Consider the following 17,269-nt stretch of genomic DNA (forward strand, 5'->3'; position numbering starts at 1 on the left):
CGGTACTGATACTTCAACCCTGAACTAACTTACGGTTTATTGTCTGTTAACTCAAAGCCCCAGGTTTTGCCTTTTTCTGTAGCAGGGATTCCGCTGGTCATCCATACTGGTGCTTTCGCACCTTTTAGATAATGATCAAAGAATTGCTGCTCGCGGATCTGAATATCTTTACGGTTTTGACGCTGAACCAGGTTATGCGCTTCGCCATTGTAATTTAACATCCAAACAGGCTTGCCCAGGCGGCGTAAACCTGTAAACATCTCAATTCCCTGGTACCAGGGCACGGCTCCATCCGCATCATTCGCCATGACGACTACGGGTGTATTTACCTTTGGAAACATAAAAAGAGGTGAATTTTCGATGTATAATTCAGGTTTTTCCCAAAGTGTTGCCCCGATACGGCTTTGCGTTTTCTCGTACTGAAACTGGCGGTTCATCCCGGTTTCCCAACGGATTCCACCATAGGCTGAAGTCATATTCACTACCGGAGCACCTGCCCATGCCGCTGCATACATGTTATTTTGCGTAATCAGGTAAGCCACCTGGTAACCACCCCAGCTTTGTCCCTGGATACCAATTTTTGTACCATCAACCCAGCTGTTTTTCTTCAGGCTTTCTACACCGGAGTTAATGTATTCTACAGCTGATTGGCCAGGATGTCCATTATCGTAATTGATATCCGGTGCAAAAACCAGGTAGCCGTTGCTTACAAAAAAGGAGATATTCAATCGGGAAGGTGTAGGAGCAGGTGCCTGATAATTGTATAAACCATCTGTTAGCTTTTCATAAAAATAAGCAATCATCGGATACTTTTTATTCGGATCAAAATTTTCCGGTTTATATAAAATACCTTCTGCCTTAAACCCTTTAGGCGTTGTCCATTTAACCAGTTCCGCTGTACCCCAATTGTAGTTTTGCTGTTGAGGATTAGTATTGGTCAATTTTGTTTCGGTTTTAAAATCAGTAGTTACATAAACATTTGGCGATGCTACATAACTGGCCTTATCATAAATGTAAATTTCAGCATCCTTAGCTTTAGCCAAGTTAGAATATTTGAATTTATCCATTACAACTGGTTCAGGTGCCTTCACTGTACCCACATTGGTACGGTAAAAACCATTTTCTTTGGTTACATTATTAAAGGCGTTTAACCAGATCACTTCATTAGATTTTATAAATTTATTATCTGTATTTCTTTCCTGCCTGCTTTCTGGTAATACCCTTTCATAACGGAAAGTAATCTGATTGGCCCTGCCGAAACCTGCGGTAATGTTTTTAGGTTCCGATTTTCCATCAGGTGAAAACGACCAGAGGTCGTACCGGTCATTTAAGATAACAGCCTTGTCATCTGCGGTCCAGGTAGCTACGCCGTAAGCAGAAGGCAGATCAGGCACATCATTATCCTCATCCACAAATTTCACATTTAAACGTTCAGTAAGTGCGGTGGTTTTTGAAGTTAAGATGTTGTAAGTGTACCAGTTGCCACTTTTCCTATCGAAATACAATACATAATTTCCACCCGGAGAAGCCATGGCATAACCATTCAGTTCGGTAATTATTTTTTTACGCTGACCTGTTTTCGTATCAACAAGGTAATAATCTTTTGAAGTTGATCCACTCCATTGCGATTCAATTCTATGGCCATAATCTGTATAGGCCAGCACAGCATTGGCATTTCCTTCGGCCATCAGGTTCGCATCAGGTACTGTCAGGTCAGTTAAGGGAATCACTTTAGGATCGCTGCTAAACACATCAATAACGGATAAATAACTCTTTTTGCTATCGCGATCTGCATTTTTAAGCTGCATGGGCTGCAGGTAGTCATCCTTATAATTCCATACATCTACCTTAGCTACTTCAAAATCAACAATACTGGTATCTTTCGGACTTTTAACCGGAGCAATCCCGAAAAACAATTTTTTCCCGTCCTTGCTAAAGGTTACTTTTCCATCGCCATTAACCGTCCATTTGGCAGGGATGCCCGGCATATCGTAATCCACGATGATCTGCGCGGTATCCAGACTCAGGGAATTATAATAAACATTGTAATTTTTAATTTCCTGTTTTTCCGGACTTTGTTCGCCCACAAATGCCAGGTGCTCACTTTCCTCATCAAAAATGAAATTTTTAAAACTTCCTTTGCCTTTGATCAAAGTTTTTAAGGTTCCTTTTTCGGTATTCCATAAATAAACACCCTGCGGAGCAGTTTTATCCTTTTTAGATCCGCTGCAGCTGAAAACCAGTTGCTTGCCATCTTTACTAAAGGCATAATCGGTTACAAATTTATAGGTCTGATCAGTTCCTGTGCCCAGATTTTTAATTACCAGATCGGTTCCTTCTTCCGTTTTGCCCTTACCTGCGGGTTCATCGGCAGCAAAATCTATTGCGGCATCTTTGTTTTCTGCTGGTTTGTTAACTTTTTTAGCGGTATCAGGCTTTTCTGTCAGATAAGCCATCACTCCTGAACCTTCTTCAGGAAATTTAAAAGATTTGACACGGGCAATTTTGGTGATTGCATTGGTGGTCAGATTGGCGATCCCCAGTGAATCTTTTGGCATATCTTCTGGTTTTTTCTTTTTGATCTTGGCCTGACGGAGATCTTTATTAAAAGGGCGGATGCTAAATGCCGCAAATTTGGAATCATTGCTAAACTGTGCATTCATTCCCCTTGGTATCCCAAGTTTAGCATTGGTTTTAAGATTATTGATGAACAATTGGGCATCACCTTCCTGCTGTAAAACCCCATACATTGCCCACGTGCCATTATTTGATAATTGCTTACTTCCAATTGATTCCCAGGTATCATACACCTTATGATCTAAAGGTTTCTTTTGCGCGTAAGCAAAATTGACAACTAAAAAAAGTATAATAGATAGTCTTTTTTGCATTTTTTTTAATAGATTAATTTGTTGGTTTTGAATTCAAGCATCTAAAATTGGAAAATTCTGCCTCATTATGAAACATGTATGCCAAATATTACATTATCTCAATTTGGTGAAATAAAAAGAATGAGGTTTAATATTTTCTTTTGTAAAAAACTCATTACATTAGAGGCTTCAAAATGAAGTGTAATATTTAATTAATTATTATTTACCTGATGATTTGCACGGTTTAATCCGGCAAAATATAAAATGATTAAAACGCAACTTTTCTGTGTTATAGTTATTTTCAGATTCCGTACCTGTTATGTATAAAGCGAAGTCGTTTTTATCCCGGTTAGTTTACAACAAGTTTTTCTGGCAGTTTTTCCTGGCTATTTTTATGCTGGGTACCGCTATTTTTTTTATCCGTGCACAACATGTGGAAGTTTTACAAATCAGGGCGCAGTTAAATACAGCCGTGCCGGTTTATATTGCTATTGGCATACTACTTACTATTTTATACGTCGTTGCACAAGGACAAATGTACGTGTATAGTTTTAAAGCATTGAACGTGCCTATCCGTTTGCAAAATGCCATTATACTGTTTCTGAAGCGGAACCTGATCAGCATTTTTCTCCCGGCAGGAGGGTTTTCATCATTGGTATTTTTTACCAAAGGAATAGAAGAAGAGGGCATCTCTAAATCCAAAATCCACCTTTCTTCAACACTTTTCGCCTTCTGCGGCATTCTTTCAGTTGTTATCGTAGCTATACCTGTATTGGGGATCGCACTTTTAAGCACCAAACTCGGTTTGGTAGAAATTTTAAGTTTTGCCTTTCTGCTTTTACTGACGGTATTTTTATTTGTTGTGATATATTCCATATCTAAAAAAGGCTGGGCATATCAATGGCTTTCGAAGTTAAGACCATCTTTATCAACTGTATTGGATGATATGATCGATGAACGGATCAGCCGGAAACATTTCTGGCTAACCTTGTTCACCTCCATCGGAATAGAATTTATTGGCATTATACATCTTTATATCTGCATGCTTGCTTTGGGCTTTCATGCCAGTATACCTGCGGCCATCATCGGATATATTGTAATGGTTATTTTGCTGATTGCTTCTCCTTTTTTACGTGGCCTGGGTACCATAGAAGTTTCATTAACATTTATCCTGAGTCAGTTTGGCTTTCCGGTAATTGCTGCTGCTACCATTACCTTAATGTTCAGGTTCTTCGAATTCTGGCTTCCGCTGATCGGAGGTATCATCAGCTTCATTACCAGAAAAGACAGTATTGTTTTAAGAATCATGCCTGCATTTATTATCCTGATCTTGGGCGTGGTTAATATTATATCATCTATCAGTCCGGCGATACCAGCCCGACTTCGTTTAGTGAAGAATATTTTTCCGGAAGACCTGATTGTTACCAGTAATGCCATTGTTTTAATATTCGGGCTTATCCTGGTCATGATCAGCATTTTCTTACTCCAGGGTTCTAAACGTGCCTGGTACGTAGCCGTGTCATTAACATTGATTTCTGTTTTAGGACATTTATTTAAAGCTGCAGATTATGAAGAAGCCATTTTAGCTTTAGTGGCTTTTTTATCTCTTTTTTACACCCGTGCCAATTACAAGCTTAAAACACATTCCAAATTGATAAAGGTAGGTTATCCAATATTCCTATTTGCCATTTTAGCTGTTTTTGCCTACGGTGTCATTGGCTTTTATTTTATTGATAAGCGGCATTTTGGTGTGGAATTTCAATTTATAGATTCGGTTAAAGCCGTGTTGAAAGTCATATTTTTTATAGATGATAAAGCGCTGCATCCTTTAACCAGGTTCGGATCACATTTTGAACAATCCATTTACTGTGCAAGCGGGCTCGTAATCTTATTTATTGTGTTCGATTTGTTTAAACCTTATTTCTTTAAGCCATACAATTCTGAAGCGGATTTTGCAGATGCCGAAAGCCTACTGCAGCAGAAAGGTATATCGGCCCTGGATTACTTTAAAACTTACCCGGATAAGTTTATTTATTTCAATGAAGACCGGACGGCCTTTATCAGTTTTAAAATTACCCGTCATTTTGCTATGGTACTGGAAGATCCGGTTGCTGAATCAGTAGAACAGAAACTGGAGATGATTAAGAAATTTGAGGCGCGTTGTGAAGAAAATGGCCTTATTGCTGCTTATTATCGTGTTCCGGAAGAGTCGCTGCCTTTCTATAAATCCATAGGAAAGAAATCTATTCCGGTGGGCGAGGAGGCCATTTTAAACCTGGAAACCTTTACTATTGATGGAGGCAAAATGAAAACCACCCGAAGTGCCATTAACCGTTTGGGTGGAGAGGGTTTTATCTTTAAGGTTTATCACGGACCGCAAAAGGAGGGGCTGTTACAAAAATTACAAACTGTTTCTGATCACTGGCTCCGGGAACTGAATCAGAAAGAGGTAGCCTTTACACAGGGCATATTTGATAAGAACATTTTAAAAAATCAAACCATTTTAACCATCGAGGATCAGGAAGAAAAAATTTACGCCTTCTTAAACCTGGTTCCTGATTATGCCCCGGGAGAAGCCACCTATGATATGATCAGGAAAGAAACAGATGCCCCGAACGGCATTCTGGATATGCTGCTGGCTAAAACTTTTTTATATCTTAAGGAGCAAGGTTATTCCAGTGTAAACATGGGACTGGCACCATTATCAGGCATTGACGGGGTTGATGTAACGCAAAAAACCATTAAATACGCTTATGATCATTTAAAGATATTTGCCCAGTTTAAAGGTTTGCGCCGTTACAAAGAAAAATTTTATCCTACCTGGAAAAAGAAGTATTTGATTTACAGTCACCATTATCATTTATTACAGGTTCCGCGTGCACTAAAAAGAATTTCAGAAGGTAGCTAAATTTAGATTCCGGTTAAAATGGTAGCTACTACCTTGTGGATATCATTATCATATTTGTGCGACCCGGGTATTAAGGTTTTATTCAGGTTTTTACGGTCTTTCAGCAGTTTATAAAATTCGCTGTCTTCCTCCTTACCAAAAATGCAGTACGTTGTAGAAGTATGTTTATACAACTCAGGCAGGGTTTTGTATTTGGACTCTTTGCTTCCAAATCCTATTAAATCGCTTACCCTCACCACAAAATCAGTAGAAGATGAGGGCGACAGCAAAACAGATGACCTGAGCTTTTTAAACAACTCTTTCGGCAATCTGGGAATGCTGAAAGCAACCGCATCCGCACCAAAGGAATAACCCACCAAACTAAATTCTTCCTTACCATAGGCTTTTAGGTAGTGCTGAATAATTTCTGAAAAATCATGAGCCGTTTGATCAGGACTTTTCTGCGCCCAGAAATATTTCCGGCTATCCAGGCTTACCACTGAATAATTTTTCTGCACCATTTCATCTACGATTTTTTGAGAGAAACTGTTCATGCCACCATCTCCGCTAATGTAGAAAATCAATGTTTTGGCATTGCCTTTACCAGAGCCGCTTAATGGGTATTGAGATATATCCTGAGCGAAAATAAATGCAGGCATAAGCAGCAGGATCAATAATGAAAAATGGCGCATGGCTTGTTGATTACTTTTGAATGGGAAGCGCAGAAATAATTTTATCATAACTGCTTTCTTCATAATGGTGATTGCCTTCCAGGCTGTCCAGCTGAAAATTAGGAAGGGAAATATTTTTCAGGTGCTTTTCATTTTCAGCTTTACCATAAAAACAATATACCGGAATGGTGATTTCTTGTACTTCCAGATCAACCTTATAACGATAATGATCTGATGAAATATTGGTGAGGTCAAAAAGATGAACTGCAAAATCCGTTGTGGTATAAGGCGAGAGCATTTCTAAAGCCTTAATATGCTTTTTGGCGCGGTAAGGCAGTCGGTTATAAATGAAGGGAATCACATCTGCCCCAAAAGAATAACCACATAGGTAAACCTGGTGGGCATGATATTTAAAGGCATATTTTCTGATGAGTTGAAGCACATCCTGTTTAGTCTGTTCAGGTGTTTTCTGTTTCCAGAAATAACTCCTTGAATTAATGCCAATGGTTTGAAAACCATTTTCTGCAAACTTTAAGGATAAGCTATCTTCAAATTTCATCCAGCCACCATCTCCCGAAAAAAATATTAGCAGTCTTTTTGTAGGTAATTTTTGAGCGGGATACAGAAAAACAGGCAGGTTAAATTCTATGGTTTCAATTCCCTTATTTTCACTGATTCTATTGCGCTTAAATAGGGCACAGCTGCTTAAGATTAAACATACGATTAAAAGAAGCAGCTTATTTTTCATCCTATTAAATAAAAGTAAAACCAAACATGAAGGATAAGCCATGGGGGTTAATATCCATGGCATTGGTACTCATTTTATAACCTTTAAAGCCGATACCTACAAAAGTACTGGTGCTGGAACTCAGCGCATATTTCGCCCCAAAGCCCAGGTAAACATATACTCCCCGCTCTCGGTTACGTGAAATTTTGTCTGGTCTTTCATCATGTGCAATATGGTATTTGTTAAAGGATACACCAACAGAAGTTTCTGCAAATGGTTTTATTTTCTTAGAAGGGCTAAATTGATATTTCAGATTTGCATAAACAGGTATAAACCAGAGCTTATGTAAGGTATATCCGTTATCATGATGTATGCGGGTAGCGGAATATTCTACACCAAAACCTGGCTCCAAGCCATTTTCCAATAAATAATTCACTTTTAATGATGAGGCATAAAACAGATTGCCATGTGTAGACCTTAAAAGTTCAAATGCCGGTGAATAGGTAAATTTCGAAGTATCGATCATTTGGTTTTGCGCGAAGCCTATAAGAGGACTGAATAGCAGTAGCACAATAAATTTAGGCAATTTCATTTTGATTGCAGTATTTTTTTAATGGGATGAATATACGTAACGAAAATGTTATGTTAGAATTGAAGTCAAAAAAAAGCACCGTTTTTCAGGTGCCCTTTTTTTATTTTTTAGCTTGCTGCTGCTGGCGCATATAGTCATCCAGGCGCTGTTGAAATTTAGATTTTTTCTTTTTCTCATCTGCCGGCCTTGCTTTATTCTGCTGAATTAAAGCATGAATTTTATCATCATCAACCATTTTACGGATTAAGATCTGCTGACCGAAAGTCATTAAGTTAGCCAGGAAATAATAATAATTTAAACCCGCCGGATAACTATTCAAAACACCCAGGAAGATTACCGGCATGACATAACCAATGTATTTCATCTGGCCGGTGGCACCCGAGGTCTGGTTATTGAAATAAGTCATAATCAGCGTAGAGATGGTCATCAATACACACATCAAACTTAAGTGATCACCAATAAAAGGTAATTTTACACCAAATTTGATAAACTCATCATAAGTAGATAAATCTTTCATCCAGAGAAAGCTCTCACCACGCAATTCAAATAAATTCGGGAAGAAGAAGAAGAAAGCCATCACCAGTGGCAATTGTAAAACCATAGGTAAACAACCACCCAAAGGATTTACGCCTGCCTTTTTATATAGTTTTAAATATTCCTGTTGTACCAGGGTAGGATTATCTTCACCAACCTTTGCTTTAATTTCATCCATTTCAGGTTTTAAAATCCTCATTTTAGCCATCGAAAGATATGACTTGTAGGTAAGCGGAGATAAGGCCACTTTTAACAAGATGGTTAATACCAGGATGATTAAACCAAAGTTCCAGCCAAAATTATTCAGGAAATTAAATACCGGCAATACAATAAAACGGTTGATGTATTTTAAAGGCCAGTAACCTAAATCCACTTGTTTTTCCAGATCGTAACCCTGATCTTTTAAAGCAGAGAATTTATTTGTACCGAAATAAAATTCCATATCATATGCCTGATTTGCCGTATGGGCATATGGCAATTGCATATTGGCATCATAAAACTTCACCAAACCAGGTTCCGTTGGAATCTTTACTTCCAAACTGCCTTTTTCAAAAGGTTGCTTGGCAATCAGCGAAGCAGAGAAAAAGTGTTGTTTAAAAGAGAACCACTGGATTTTACCTTTGGTTAATTCTTCTTTCTCTTCCTTCGATACGCTGAGGTGGTCAACATCACCATCAACATATTTATAGTATGGAGCAGAATAGCGGTGTTCGCTTTCTATTGATTTTTCCTGCTGTAACAGGGTCGTCTGCCAGTTCAAACCGATGGTATTGCCTGCAATTACTTGTTGTAAACCCACCAGGTTAATTTTAAAATCGACCTTATTGCTTAAGCCTTTCAGGTTATATACATATTCTATATATGCATCAGAACCATAATCGGCACGCATAGTTACCGTATTTCCGGTTTTATTGGCGGTAAAATATAAATCATTGGTATTGATGATTTTTCCGGCAGCATTCAGATTTAAACCAAACTTATTCTGGTTGCCATCAAATAAAATAAGGGGCTTTCCGGTATAAGTTTTCTGCCCTTTCACCTGAACGGAAGAAATCCGTCCGCCTTTATTACTTAAAGTGATCAATAGATTTTCATTTTCCAATGTAGTAGTGGATGCCGTGCCGGTTAATGCAGTACCAAACGGACCTTTTAACGCAAGCGAATCTACAACGGGACTATTGGCAACTGCAGTTTTGGCGACAGTATCTTTAACAGCAGGCGCAACACCGGCTTTTTTCAAAGAATCTAAACGTTCGATTTCTTTGTTTTTTTTAATTTCAGCCTCGCTGGGCCTTAAAAAATAAAATGATCCTGCCAAAATGATCATGATCAGGAACAATCCTGTGAAGGTATTTCTATCCATTATACGTGTTTGTACTGCTTTTAATTCGTTTTCTTTTTCGCAAACTCCATCGCAGCGGCGACAAATTTAACAAAAAGTGGGTGAGGATTAGCAACTGTTGATTTTAATTCTGGGTGAAATTGTCCGCCCACAAAAAACGGATGATTTTTAAGTTCCACTATTTCGACTAAATTGGTTTGAGGATTAATTCCTGAAGCCATCATACCGGCATCTTCGTATTGCTTTAAATAGTCGTTATTAAACTCATAACGGTGGCGGTGGCGCTCATTAATATGTGCCTTACCATAAATGCCAAAAGCTTTGGTACCCTTTTTAATATCGCATGGGTAAGAGCCTAAACGCATGGTACCACCCATGTTTACGATGCTTTTCTGCTCTTCCATCATATTGATCACCGGGTTTTCAGCTTCAGGATCAATTTCTGTGGTATGTGCACCCTTCAGTCCTAAAACATTACGGCCATACTCAATCACTGCACATTGCATGCCCAAGCAAATGCCAAAGAAGGGCACCTGATGTTCACGTACATACTTAATGGTATCAATTTTACCTTCAATGCCTCGGCTTCCAAAACCAGGTGCCACCAAAACACCTTGTAAGTGCCCTAACTTTTCCTGTACATTATCAGGGAAAATGCTTTCTGAATGGATATATTCTACTCGTACTTTACATTCGTTCTTAGAGCCTGCATGTACGAAAGATTCGATAATTGATTTATAGGCATCAGGTAATTCCACATATTTACCCACCAAACCGATTTTAACTTCGGCTGTTGGATTTTTTAATCGTCCCAGGAAATCTTTCCAGCTTTCCATATCCGGATCATTCTTGGTTGGTAATTTTAATTTGGCTAAAACCGTTTTGTCTAACTGTTCCTTTAACATCAGCAATGGCACATCATAAATAGTGGATGCATCCATCGATTCGACTACGGCATTGATGTTAACGTTACAAAACAAGGCGATTTTTTTTCTCAGATCCTGACCCAGGTGATGCTCAGTTCTGCAAACGAGGATATCAGGCTGGATACCGTACTCTAATAAAGCTTTAACCGAGTGTTGAGTAGGTTTGGTTTTTAATTCACCTGCAGCGGCCAGGTATGGCACTAAGGTTAAGTGGATCACAATGGCATTTGAGCTTCCTTCTTCCCACTTAAACTGACGTACAGCTTCAATAAAAGGAAGTGATTCAATATCACCAACGGTACCACCAAGCTCGGTAATTACAATATCATAGTCGCCGCTATCCCCTAAAATACGCATATTGCGTTTAATTTCATCAGTGATATGCGGTACCACCTGAACCGTTTTACCTAGATATTCACCTTTTCGCTCTTTGCTGATCACATTTTGATAAATACGACCAGTTGTGATGTTATTGGCTTGAGAAGTTGGAACATTTAAGAAACGTTCGTAATGACCAAGATCCAGATCGGTTTCGGCACCATCCTCAGTAACAAAGCATTCGCCATGCTCATAAGGATTTAATGTTCCCGGATCGATATTAATGTACGGATCGAATTTTTGAATGGTTACACGGTAGCCACGTGCCTGTAAAAGTTTAGCTAAAGATGCGGAAATGATGCCCTTGCCCAATGAGGAAGTAACACCGCCCGTAACAAAAATATACTTAGTCATGTTTGTGATTTTTTACGGCAAATGGTAAATATTGCCGCTTTTTGTACGGGATACAAAGGTATGAAAATTCCTTGTTTTTACTGTTTTAATATTTAGATATTTTAAAAATGATAAAGCAATGTTTATCAGAAAATTAGCTGCTATTAAAGGTTTATTGCTTTTTTTGTGAAAAGCAAAACCGCTGTAAAGGTTGAATGTTAGTCCTTTTCCGCTAAATCTTTTTTGCGATCAGTTGCACTGAATGATAAATACTGCAACAAAAAAAAGTATATCGCTCCAACCAGGTTTAACTAACTTATGTTTAAGCTTTATACATCAGTTGCGGTAACACTAACATGATTTTTGGTAAATACTTTCTTTAATTTATCAATCCGTCTTTTATTTTCTTGCTGTAATAATGAGGGATATAAATTCATCAATATATTTAACATCATCATAATGAATGCCGGTAAGTACTTCCCCTTAAAAACCATAGATAAAGCAAAAATAGCCACAGCAATAAATGCAATTAAGTGATTGATTTCTGCAAGTGTCATTTCGTTACGCAAAATATTCAAATCATTTGGCTCAACTTTATTATTCATCCTAAGCTTAGGATTGAAGAATTTGAAGAAAGTATTTTTCACAGTCCATTTAATCAAACCAATTCCGATGAGTTTGTTGATTTTTTTGCTTTTAATAAAATTTAAATTTGTTAATTTTTCTTGATAGCGTGTTGTTTTGATCAGAAAGGCATTGATTATCATTCCAACAATCCATGAAATAAATACAATAGAAATACCGTTGGTTAGATGTCTGATCACTTTAATATAAGTGGGTTTTAAGAAAGTCGATTAACAACATTTATAGTAGATCTTCACTTTCTGCTCCTTTTCGCTCCAGGCAATATACACGTTGTTTTCTTTGCCTAAGCGATACTTGAAACCATTTAACCGGGATTTTTTGAGTTCCTCATATAAAGCCTTATCTGGCACATAGTTATCTGCCTTATCTTCAGGTAATACGGCAGGTTCCAGAAAATTGTCCTCCGCAAAAAAGTTATCAGCAATCGTTTTTAAAAAAGTCATCTGATCTTTTTCTTTAGAAAGATCCAGATTGGGATCAGTATCTCCAATTAGATCACTTCCCTTCAATTGAACATGATAAATTTCCTTCCCACCTGCTTTCTTAATGTTAAACACCAAAACCATGTTTTCAGGCTTTCTTCCGTTTAATTCAATTTTGAAGGTATCTTGTGCATTTAAATCAGAGAATGATTTGGTCATTTGCTGATTCACATTCTTAAAATTAACAGCATCGTCTTTAGCTTTGTTGCCCGGTTGGCAAGCCAAAAACAAGGTACTTATGGTTATCAGGAGCAATAATTTTCTCATTTCCGAAAATACAAATTTTAAGCTTCCGTTAAATACTTAAATCATGATTAGCTACTTATTTTATTTATTTAAAGCGATATCATTAAAATTGATATGATTTAATATTGCCGTTGAATGATACAAATATTTGCATGGTTTATGAAATTAAACATTAGCACATTACATTTATGCGGTCTTTTCCCAATGAACATTGGTCCATATGGGAAGTTACATCGAAATCAGATTCAAAAGAGTTATGACAGCACACAAAAAATACAATAATTTACAGGTTGAAATTGTAGATTATAAACCAGCCCATCAGGAAGCATTCAAATCATTAAATGAGGAATGGATTTCGACTCATTTTACAATGGAGGATTCTGACTACAAAGTGCTTGATCATCCACAAAGTTATATTTTAGATAAGGGTGGTTGTATTTTGGTGGCCGTTTACAACGGTGTGCCCTCAGGTGTTTGCGCTTTAATTAAAATGAGCGACGGGGAATATGATTTCGAACTGGCTAAAATGGCGGTTGCACCCACAGTTCAAGGCAAAAACATCGGGTTCCTTCTGGCTACTGCCATCATAGAACGGGCAAAATCTTTGCATGCATCAAAAATTTACCTGGAAAGCAATACGGTTTTGAAACCAGCAATAAATCTTTACCATAAACTCGGTTTCAAAAAAGTAGCTGGCAAACCCACACCTTATGCCCGGTGTAATATTCAGATGGAACTGGTGTTAAAATAATCGGAATAAGATTGTCCTTTTAAATCATGAAACCACTAATAAACCAGTGGATTAATTATTTTAACTTTAAGGCTTCAAGCAGATGATTTAATTTCAATAAGTCGTCTGGTGTATCTATCGCAACAGTTTCAAAATCAGTTACTTTTGTCTGAATATAAAAACCATTTTCAATCCAGCGCAATTGCTCCAGGCTTTCTGCAATTTCCAGAGATGATGGTGCTAATTTGGTAATGGCCGATAAAGCTTCTTTCCAGTAACCATAAATGCCAATGTGCTTATAAAACTGATGCTTTTCAGCCCAGACACCGGGTTCGCCGTTTCTGATAAAAGGAATCGGACTGCGGCTAAAATACATGGCCCTGCCGTTCACATCAATCACCACTTTGGGGCTGTTCGGGTTATAAATACTTTCCTGGCTTTGAATGGGTTTGATCAGGGTAGCCAATTGAACTTTTTCCTCCTGAAAACAACTCGCCAATAAATCGATTTGATCAGGCTCGATGAAAGGTTCATCACCCTGAATGTTAATCACGATATCAAAATGGGGGTATTGCTCACTCACTTCCGCACAGCGATCTGTTCCGCTCTGGTGTTGTGGCGATGTAAAAACAAATTCACCGCCAAACTTTTTTACTTCATCCGCAATCCGCTCATCATCAGTAGCGATAACCACCTTCGATAAGCTTTTTGCTTTTAAAGCCTGTTCATACACCCGCTGAATCATTGTTTTACCTGCTATATCAACTAATGGCTTCCCCGGGAACCGGGTAGAGGCATAACGTGCAGGAATGATGCCTATTACCCTCAAATCCATTAAAGGAGACTTTTCCTTTCCATTGTTCATATATCGTTTTTAAAAAATTGAAGCAGTGTTAAAGAATCTTTGCCTTCACACCAGGATTTAATTAAAATCTCAGCACATTAAAACATTCTTATACAACTTTGCTTTACCCTCTTGCCTTTAGCCTCCGTTCAGGGGGCCGGGTTAAAACAGCCCGTTTATTTCTGCTTCTATCGACTGGATTACCGTGCCCAGATCTTCAGGATTATTGGTGAAATCTAATTTGTCTTTGTCTAAAATTAAAAGTTTGCCTAAGTTGTAACCTTTAATCCAGGCTTCATATTTTTCATTCAGCTTGGATAGGTAATCAATCCGGATGCCTGCTTCATATTCACGACCGCGGCGTTGGATGTTATTAACCAAAGTAGGAACGGAAGCCCTTAAATAAACCAATAAATCAGGTGGTTTAATAAAGGAAGTGATGTTATCAAAAATGGCCCTGTAATTATCGTGGTCGCGGGTGGTCATTAATGCCATATCATGCAGGTTTTCTGCAAAAATATGCGCATCCTCATAAATAGTCCTGTCCTGAATTACATTGCGCTTATTTACCTCGATATCGGTAATCTGCTGAAAACGACTGTTCAGAAAATAAATCTGAAGGTTAAAACTCCAGCGCTTCATGTCGCTGTAAAAATCTTCCAGATAAGGATTGTTATCCACGGCTTCATACAGCGCCTCCCATCCGTAATTTTTGGCCAGTAAACCTGTGAGAGTTGTTTTTCCGGCACCGATATTTCCTACAATTGCAATGTGCATTTTTTATTATGTTTTGCGGTGAACGCGATGTGACGAGCGTTATGTACGCTAACCGCATGGCACCTAACGCCAGTTAAAAACTTTTAAAACCAATTAATTTACGAACTTCCCTGATGGTATGCTGTGCGCTTTCACGTGCTTTTAACGCACCATGTTTGGCTACCTGCCTAAGGTAAAGATCATCTTTGGATAGTGCCTCAATGCGTTCTCTGATGGGTGAATTAAAAACAATCATATCTTCTGCCAATTGCTTTTTCATGTCGCCATAACGGATCTGCATTTTATTATATAAACCATCAAAATGCTCCAGTGTATCAGCTGTAGAAACAATCTTCATTAAATCAAATAAATTCTGAATGGCTTCCGGCTTTTCCTGGTTTTCCTCTGTCGGGCCACTATCGCTCACCGCTCTGGCAACTTTTTTACGGATAACCTCCGGACTGTCTGACAGATAAATGCAATTTCCATCACCATCTGATTTACTCATTTTCCCTTTTCCTTCCAGGCCTGGTACTTTGACCAGGTTTTCGGCATAGTTGAAGGCAAAAGATTCAGGAAAAAAATCCGACTGGTACATTCTGTTGAAACGGTTGCCGAAGTTACGGGTCATTTCCAGATGCTGTTCCTGATCTTTACCTACCGGAACCTTGGTTGCGCGATGAATTAAAATATCAGCTGCCATTAAGGTGGGATAGGTTAATAAACCAGCATTTACATTATCCGGGTTCGATCTGATTTTTTCTTTGAAAGATGCACTGCGTTCCAGTTCGCCCAGGTAGGCATTCATATTCAGGTATAAATAAAGTTCTGAAACTTCAGGTACATCACTTTGCACATAAATGGTTGTTTCCTCCGGATTAATGCCACAGGCCAGGTATTCTACCAAAACGTGGCGTACATAACCATGTAAATCGCCAGGAGTGGGATGCGTGGTTAAAGAGTGAAGATCGGCAATAAAAAAATAGCAGTTATAATCATACTGCATTTTTACAAAATTGGTTACCGCACCAAAATAATTTCCTAAATGTAGCTTTCCTGTTGGCCTGATGCCACTCACCACGGTTTCTTTCATAATGGCACGAAATTAAAAATAAAAACCAAGCAATGTACAACTTCGGGTCAATTTTATATCCACAGGGTTTAATTATTTCAAATGCGCTATATGCCATTAAATCTCACCGGCATGATTAAAAATTAGCTTCTGCAATTGTAATTGTCTGGCTATTTTATATTTTTGATGCTTATGATTAAACTTTTAAGGCAATTTCACAGAATATGGTATCTTTTCTGGATTGTATTTTTCTTTGCCTTGTTTTATCCACTTTATTACCTGACTTCCAGAAATGAAAAGTATTATGGAATACTTAATTTTTGCCGGAAGATCAATAGTTTTTTATCCAGTTGCCTGTCAGGCATATTTTTTTCTTTTACCTACGAAGAAAAGCTTGATAAAAACCAAACCTATATTTACTGCGCCAACCACAGTTCCAACCTTGATATCATGATTTTCTGTATCATGGGGCAGGGGAAATATCATTTTATGGGAAAAGATGAATTGCTCAAAAACCCGGTACTGGGCATCTTTTTTAAAACAATTGATATCTCCGTGAACCGCGACAGTAAAATTTCAGCTTTCCGGGCATTTAAAAAGGCTGGTGAAAATTTAGAAAAAGGAATGAGCCTGGTGATCTTCCCGGAAGGTAAAATAGATGTGCATTATCCGCCTAAACTGGGCGAATTTAAAAACGGTCCCTTTCGTCTGGCCATTGACCAAAATATCCCATTGGTTCCGGTGAGCATTACCAATGTATGGAAAATTAACTGGGATGATGGTTCGCAGTATGGAAGTAAGCCCGGAATTTGCGATATTTACGTCCATAAACCCATTAACACCGCTGCTCTTGTGATAGATGATGCTGATGTTTTAAAAGAGCAGGTTTTTCATTTAATAGATAGTAAATTAGTAAAATGAATTTAGACGCCCAAACCATACACAAGATTGCAGATCTGGCCAGGATCCATATTGATGAAAAATCAGTGGATACCCTTATTCCGGAAATGAATAAGATTTTATCTTTCATGGAAAAATTAAATGAGCTGGATACCACTAACGTAAAACCATTGGTATACCTGAATGAATCTACCAATGTTTGGCGGGAAGATACTGTTAAACAGGAAATTTCTACTGCTAACGGATTAAAGAATGCGGCCAAGCATACTGATCAGTTTTTTATGGTTCCGAAAATTATAGAAAAATAAGGTTTAAAGTCATTTATAGAAGTTCGTTT

The 17,269-nt window shown here is 38.1% G+C and carries 15 protein-coding genes; 4 read left to right on the forward strand and 11 right to left on the reverse strand.

Annotation, left to right across the window (positions count from 1 at the left end; genetic code table 11):
• Positions 1 to 29 precede the first annotated feature (29 nt).
• On the reverse strand, positions 30 to 2,888 hold the full coding sequence (locus OQ267_RS18265; protein ID WP_265837352.1) for a prolyl oligopeptidase family serine peptidase: 2,859 nt from the start codon (positions 2,886 to 2,888) through the stop codon (positions 30 to 32).
• A 298-nt stretch (positions 2,889 to 3,186) separates the two neighbouring features.
• Here OQ267_RS18265 and OQ267_RS18270 point away from each other — a divergent pair, with 298 nt between their 5' ends.
• Positions 3,187 to 5,775, forward strand: a complete 2,589-nt coding sequence (locus OQ267_RS18270; RefSeq protein WP_265837354.1) for a phosphatidylglycerol lysyltransferase domain-containing protein — start codon at positions 3,187 to 3,189, stop codon at positions 5,773 to 5,775.
• Between the two features lie 2 nt (positions 5,776 to 5,777).
• On the opposite strand, the gene OQ267_RS18275 is transcribed toward OQ267_RS18270, so the two are convergent.
• The 7 genes from OQ267_RS18275 to OQ267_RS18305 all read right to left on the reverse strand — a co-directional run bounded on the left by OQ267_RS18275 (position 5,778) and on the right by OQ267_RS18305 (position 12,651).
• Positions 5,778 to 6,494: an AcvB/VirJ family lysyl-phosphatidylglycerol hydrolase gene (locus OQ267_RS18275; protein ID WP_265837356.1), complete on the reverse strand. Its 717-nt coding sequence runs from the start codon at positions 6,492 to 6,494 to the stop codon at positions 5,778 to 5,780.
• Entirely contained in the window at positions 6,457 to 7,173 is a 717-nt protein-coding gene (locus tag OQ267_RS18280; protein ID WP_265818052.1) for an AcvB/VirJ family lysyl-phosphatidylglycerol hydrolase, read from the reverse strand. The genes OQ267_RS18275 and OQ267_RS18280 overlap by 38 nt, the downstream gene beginning before the upstream one ends.
• A gap of 4 nt (positions 7,174 to 7,177) precedes the next feature.
• A complete protein-coding gene (locus tag OQ267_RS18285; RefSeq protein WP_088301678.1) occupies positions 7,178 to 7,744 on the reverse strand; it encodes an outer membrane beta-barrel protein in 567 nt (188 codons plus the stop codon).
• A gap of 100 nt (positions 7,745 to 7,844) precedes the next feature.
• On the reverse strand, positions 7,845 to 9,641 hold the full coding sequence (gene yidC, locus OQ267_RS18290) for a membrane protein insertase YidC (protein ID WP_265837357.1): 1,797 nt from the start codon (positions 9,639 to 9,641) through the stop codon (positions 7,845 to 7,847).
• Between the two features lie 20 nt (positions 9,642 to 9,661).
• Positions 9,662 to 11,278 carry a CTP synthase gene (locus tag OQ267_RS18295; protein WP_088301680.1) on the reverse strand — a complete coding sequence of 539 codons (1,617 nt, stop codon included), beginning with the start codon at positions 11,276 to 11,278 and terminating at the stop codon, positions 9,662 to 9,664.
• 308 nt (positions 11,279 to 11,586) lie between these two features.
• Positions 11,587 to 12,081 carry a hypothetical protein gene (locus OQ267_RS18300; protein WP_265837359.1) on the reverse strand — a complete coding sequence of 165 codons (495 nt, stop codon included), beginning with the start codon at positions 12,079 to 12,081 and terminating at the stop codon, positions 11,587 to 11,589.
• A gap of 30 nt (positions 12,082 to 12,111) precedes the next feature.
• A complete protein-coding gene (locus tag OQ267_RS18305) occupies positions 12,112 to 12,651 on the reverse strand; it encodes a hypothetical protein (RefSeq protein ID WP_265818054.1) in 540 nt (179 codons plus the stop codon).
• Positions 12,652 to 12,886: 235 nt separating this feature from the next.
• Here OQ267_RS18305 and OQ267_RS18310 point away from each other — a divergent pair, with 235 nt between their 5' ends.
• Positions 12,887 to 13,381 carry a GNAT family N-acetyltransferase gene (locus tag OQ267_RS18310; protein WP_265837361.1) on the forward strand — a complete coding sequence of 165 codons (495 nt, stop codon included), beginning with the start codon at positions 12,887 to 12,889 and terminating at the stop codon, positions 13,379 to 13,381.
• A 55-nt stretch (positions 13,382 to 13,436) separates the two neighbouring features.
• Here the strand turns inward: OQ267_RS18310 and kdsB are convergent, their stop codons facing one another.
• The 3 genes from kdsB to trpS all read right to left on the reverse strand — a co-directional run bounded on the left by kdsB (position 13,437) and on the right by trpS (position 16,053).
• Positions 13,437 to 14,189: a 3-deoxy-manno-octulosonate cytidylyltransferase gene (kdsB, locus tag OQ267_RS18315; RefSeq protein WP_265837586.1), complete on the reverse strand. Its 753-nt coding sequence runs from the start codon at positions 14,187 to 14,189 to the stop codon at positions 13,437 to 13,439.
• 177 nt (positions 14,190 to 14,366) lie between these two features.
• Positions 14,367 to 14,981, reverse strand: a complete 615-nt coding sequence (locus OQ267_RS18320; RefSeq protein ID WP_025144984.1) for a deoxynucleoside kinase — start codon at positions 14,979 to 14,981, stop codon at positions 14,367 to 14,369.
• 73 nt (positions 14,982 to 15,054) lie between these two features.
• A complete protein-coding gene (gene trpS, locus OQ267_RS18325; protein WP_088301684.1) occupies positions 15,055 to 16,053 on the reverse strand; it encodes a tryptophan--tRNA ligase in 999 nt (332 codons plus the stop codon).
• A 171-nt stretch (positions 16,054 to 16,224) separates the two neighbouring features.
• On the opposite strand from trpS, the gene OQ267_RS18330 reads away from it, so the two are divergent.
• Together OQ267_RS18330 and gatC are read left to right on the forward strand one after the other, a co-directional pair.
• The gene (locus OQ267_RS18330; protein WP_088301685.1) at positions 16,225 to 16,953 is read left to right on the forward strand and encodes a lysophospholipid acyltransferase family protein; all 729 of its coding nucleotides are present in this window, start codon (positions 16,225 to 16,227) and stop codon (positions 16,951 to 16,953) included.
• Positions 16,950 to 17,240 (forward strand): Asp-tRNA(Asn)/Glu-tRNA(Gln) amidotransferase subunit GatC, encoded by a 291-nt coding sequence (gene gatC, locus OQ267_RS18335; protein WP_265837363.1) that lies wholly within the window; start codon positions 16,950 to 16,952, stop codon positions 17,238 to 17,240. Before OQ267_RS18330 ends, gatC begins: the two co-directional genes overlap by 4 nt.
• Positions 17,241 to 17,269 lie beyond the last annotated feature (29 nt).

It is taken from the genome of Pedobacter sp. MR22-3 (genome assembly GCF_026240075.1).
In the GTDB taxonomy this organism is placed as follows: domain Bacteria; phylum Bacteroidota; class Bacteroidia; order Sphingobacteriales; family Sphingobacteriaceae; genus Pedobacter.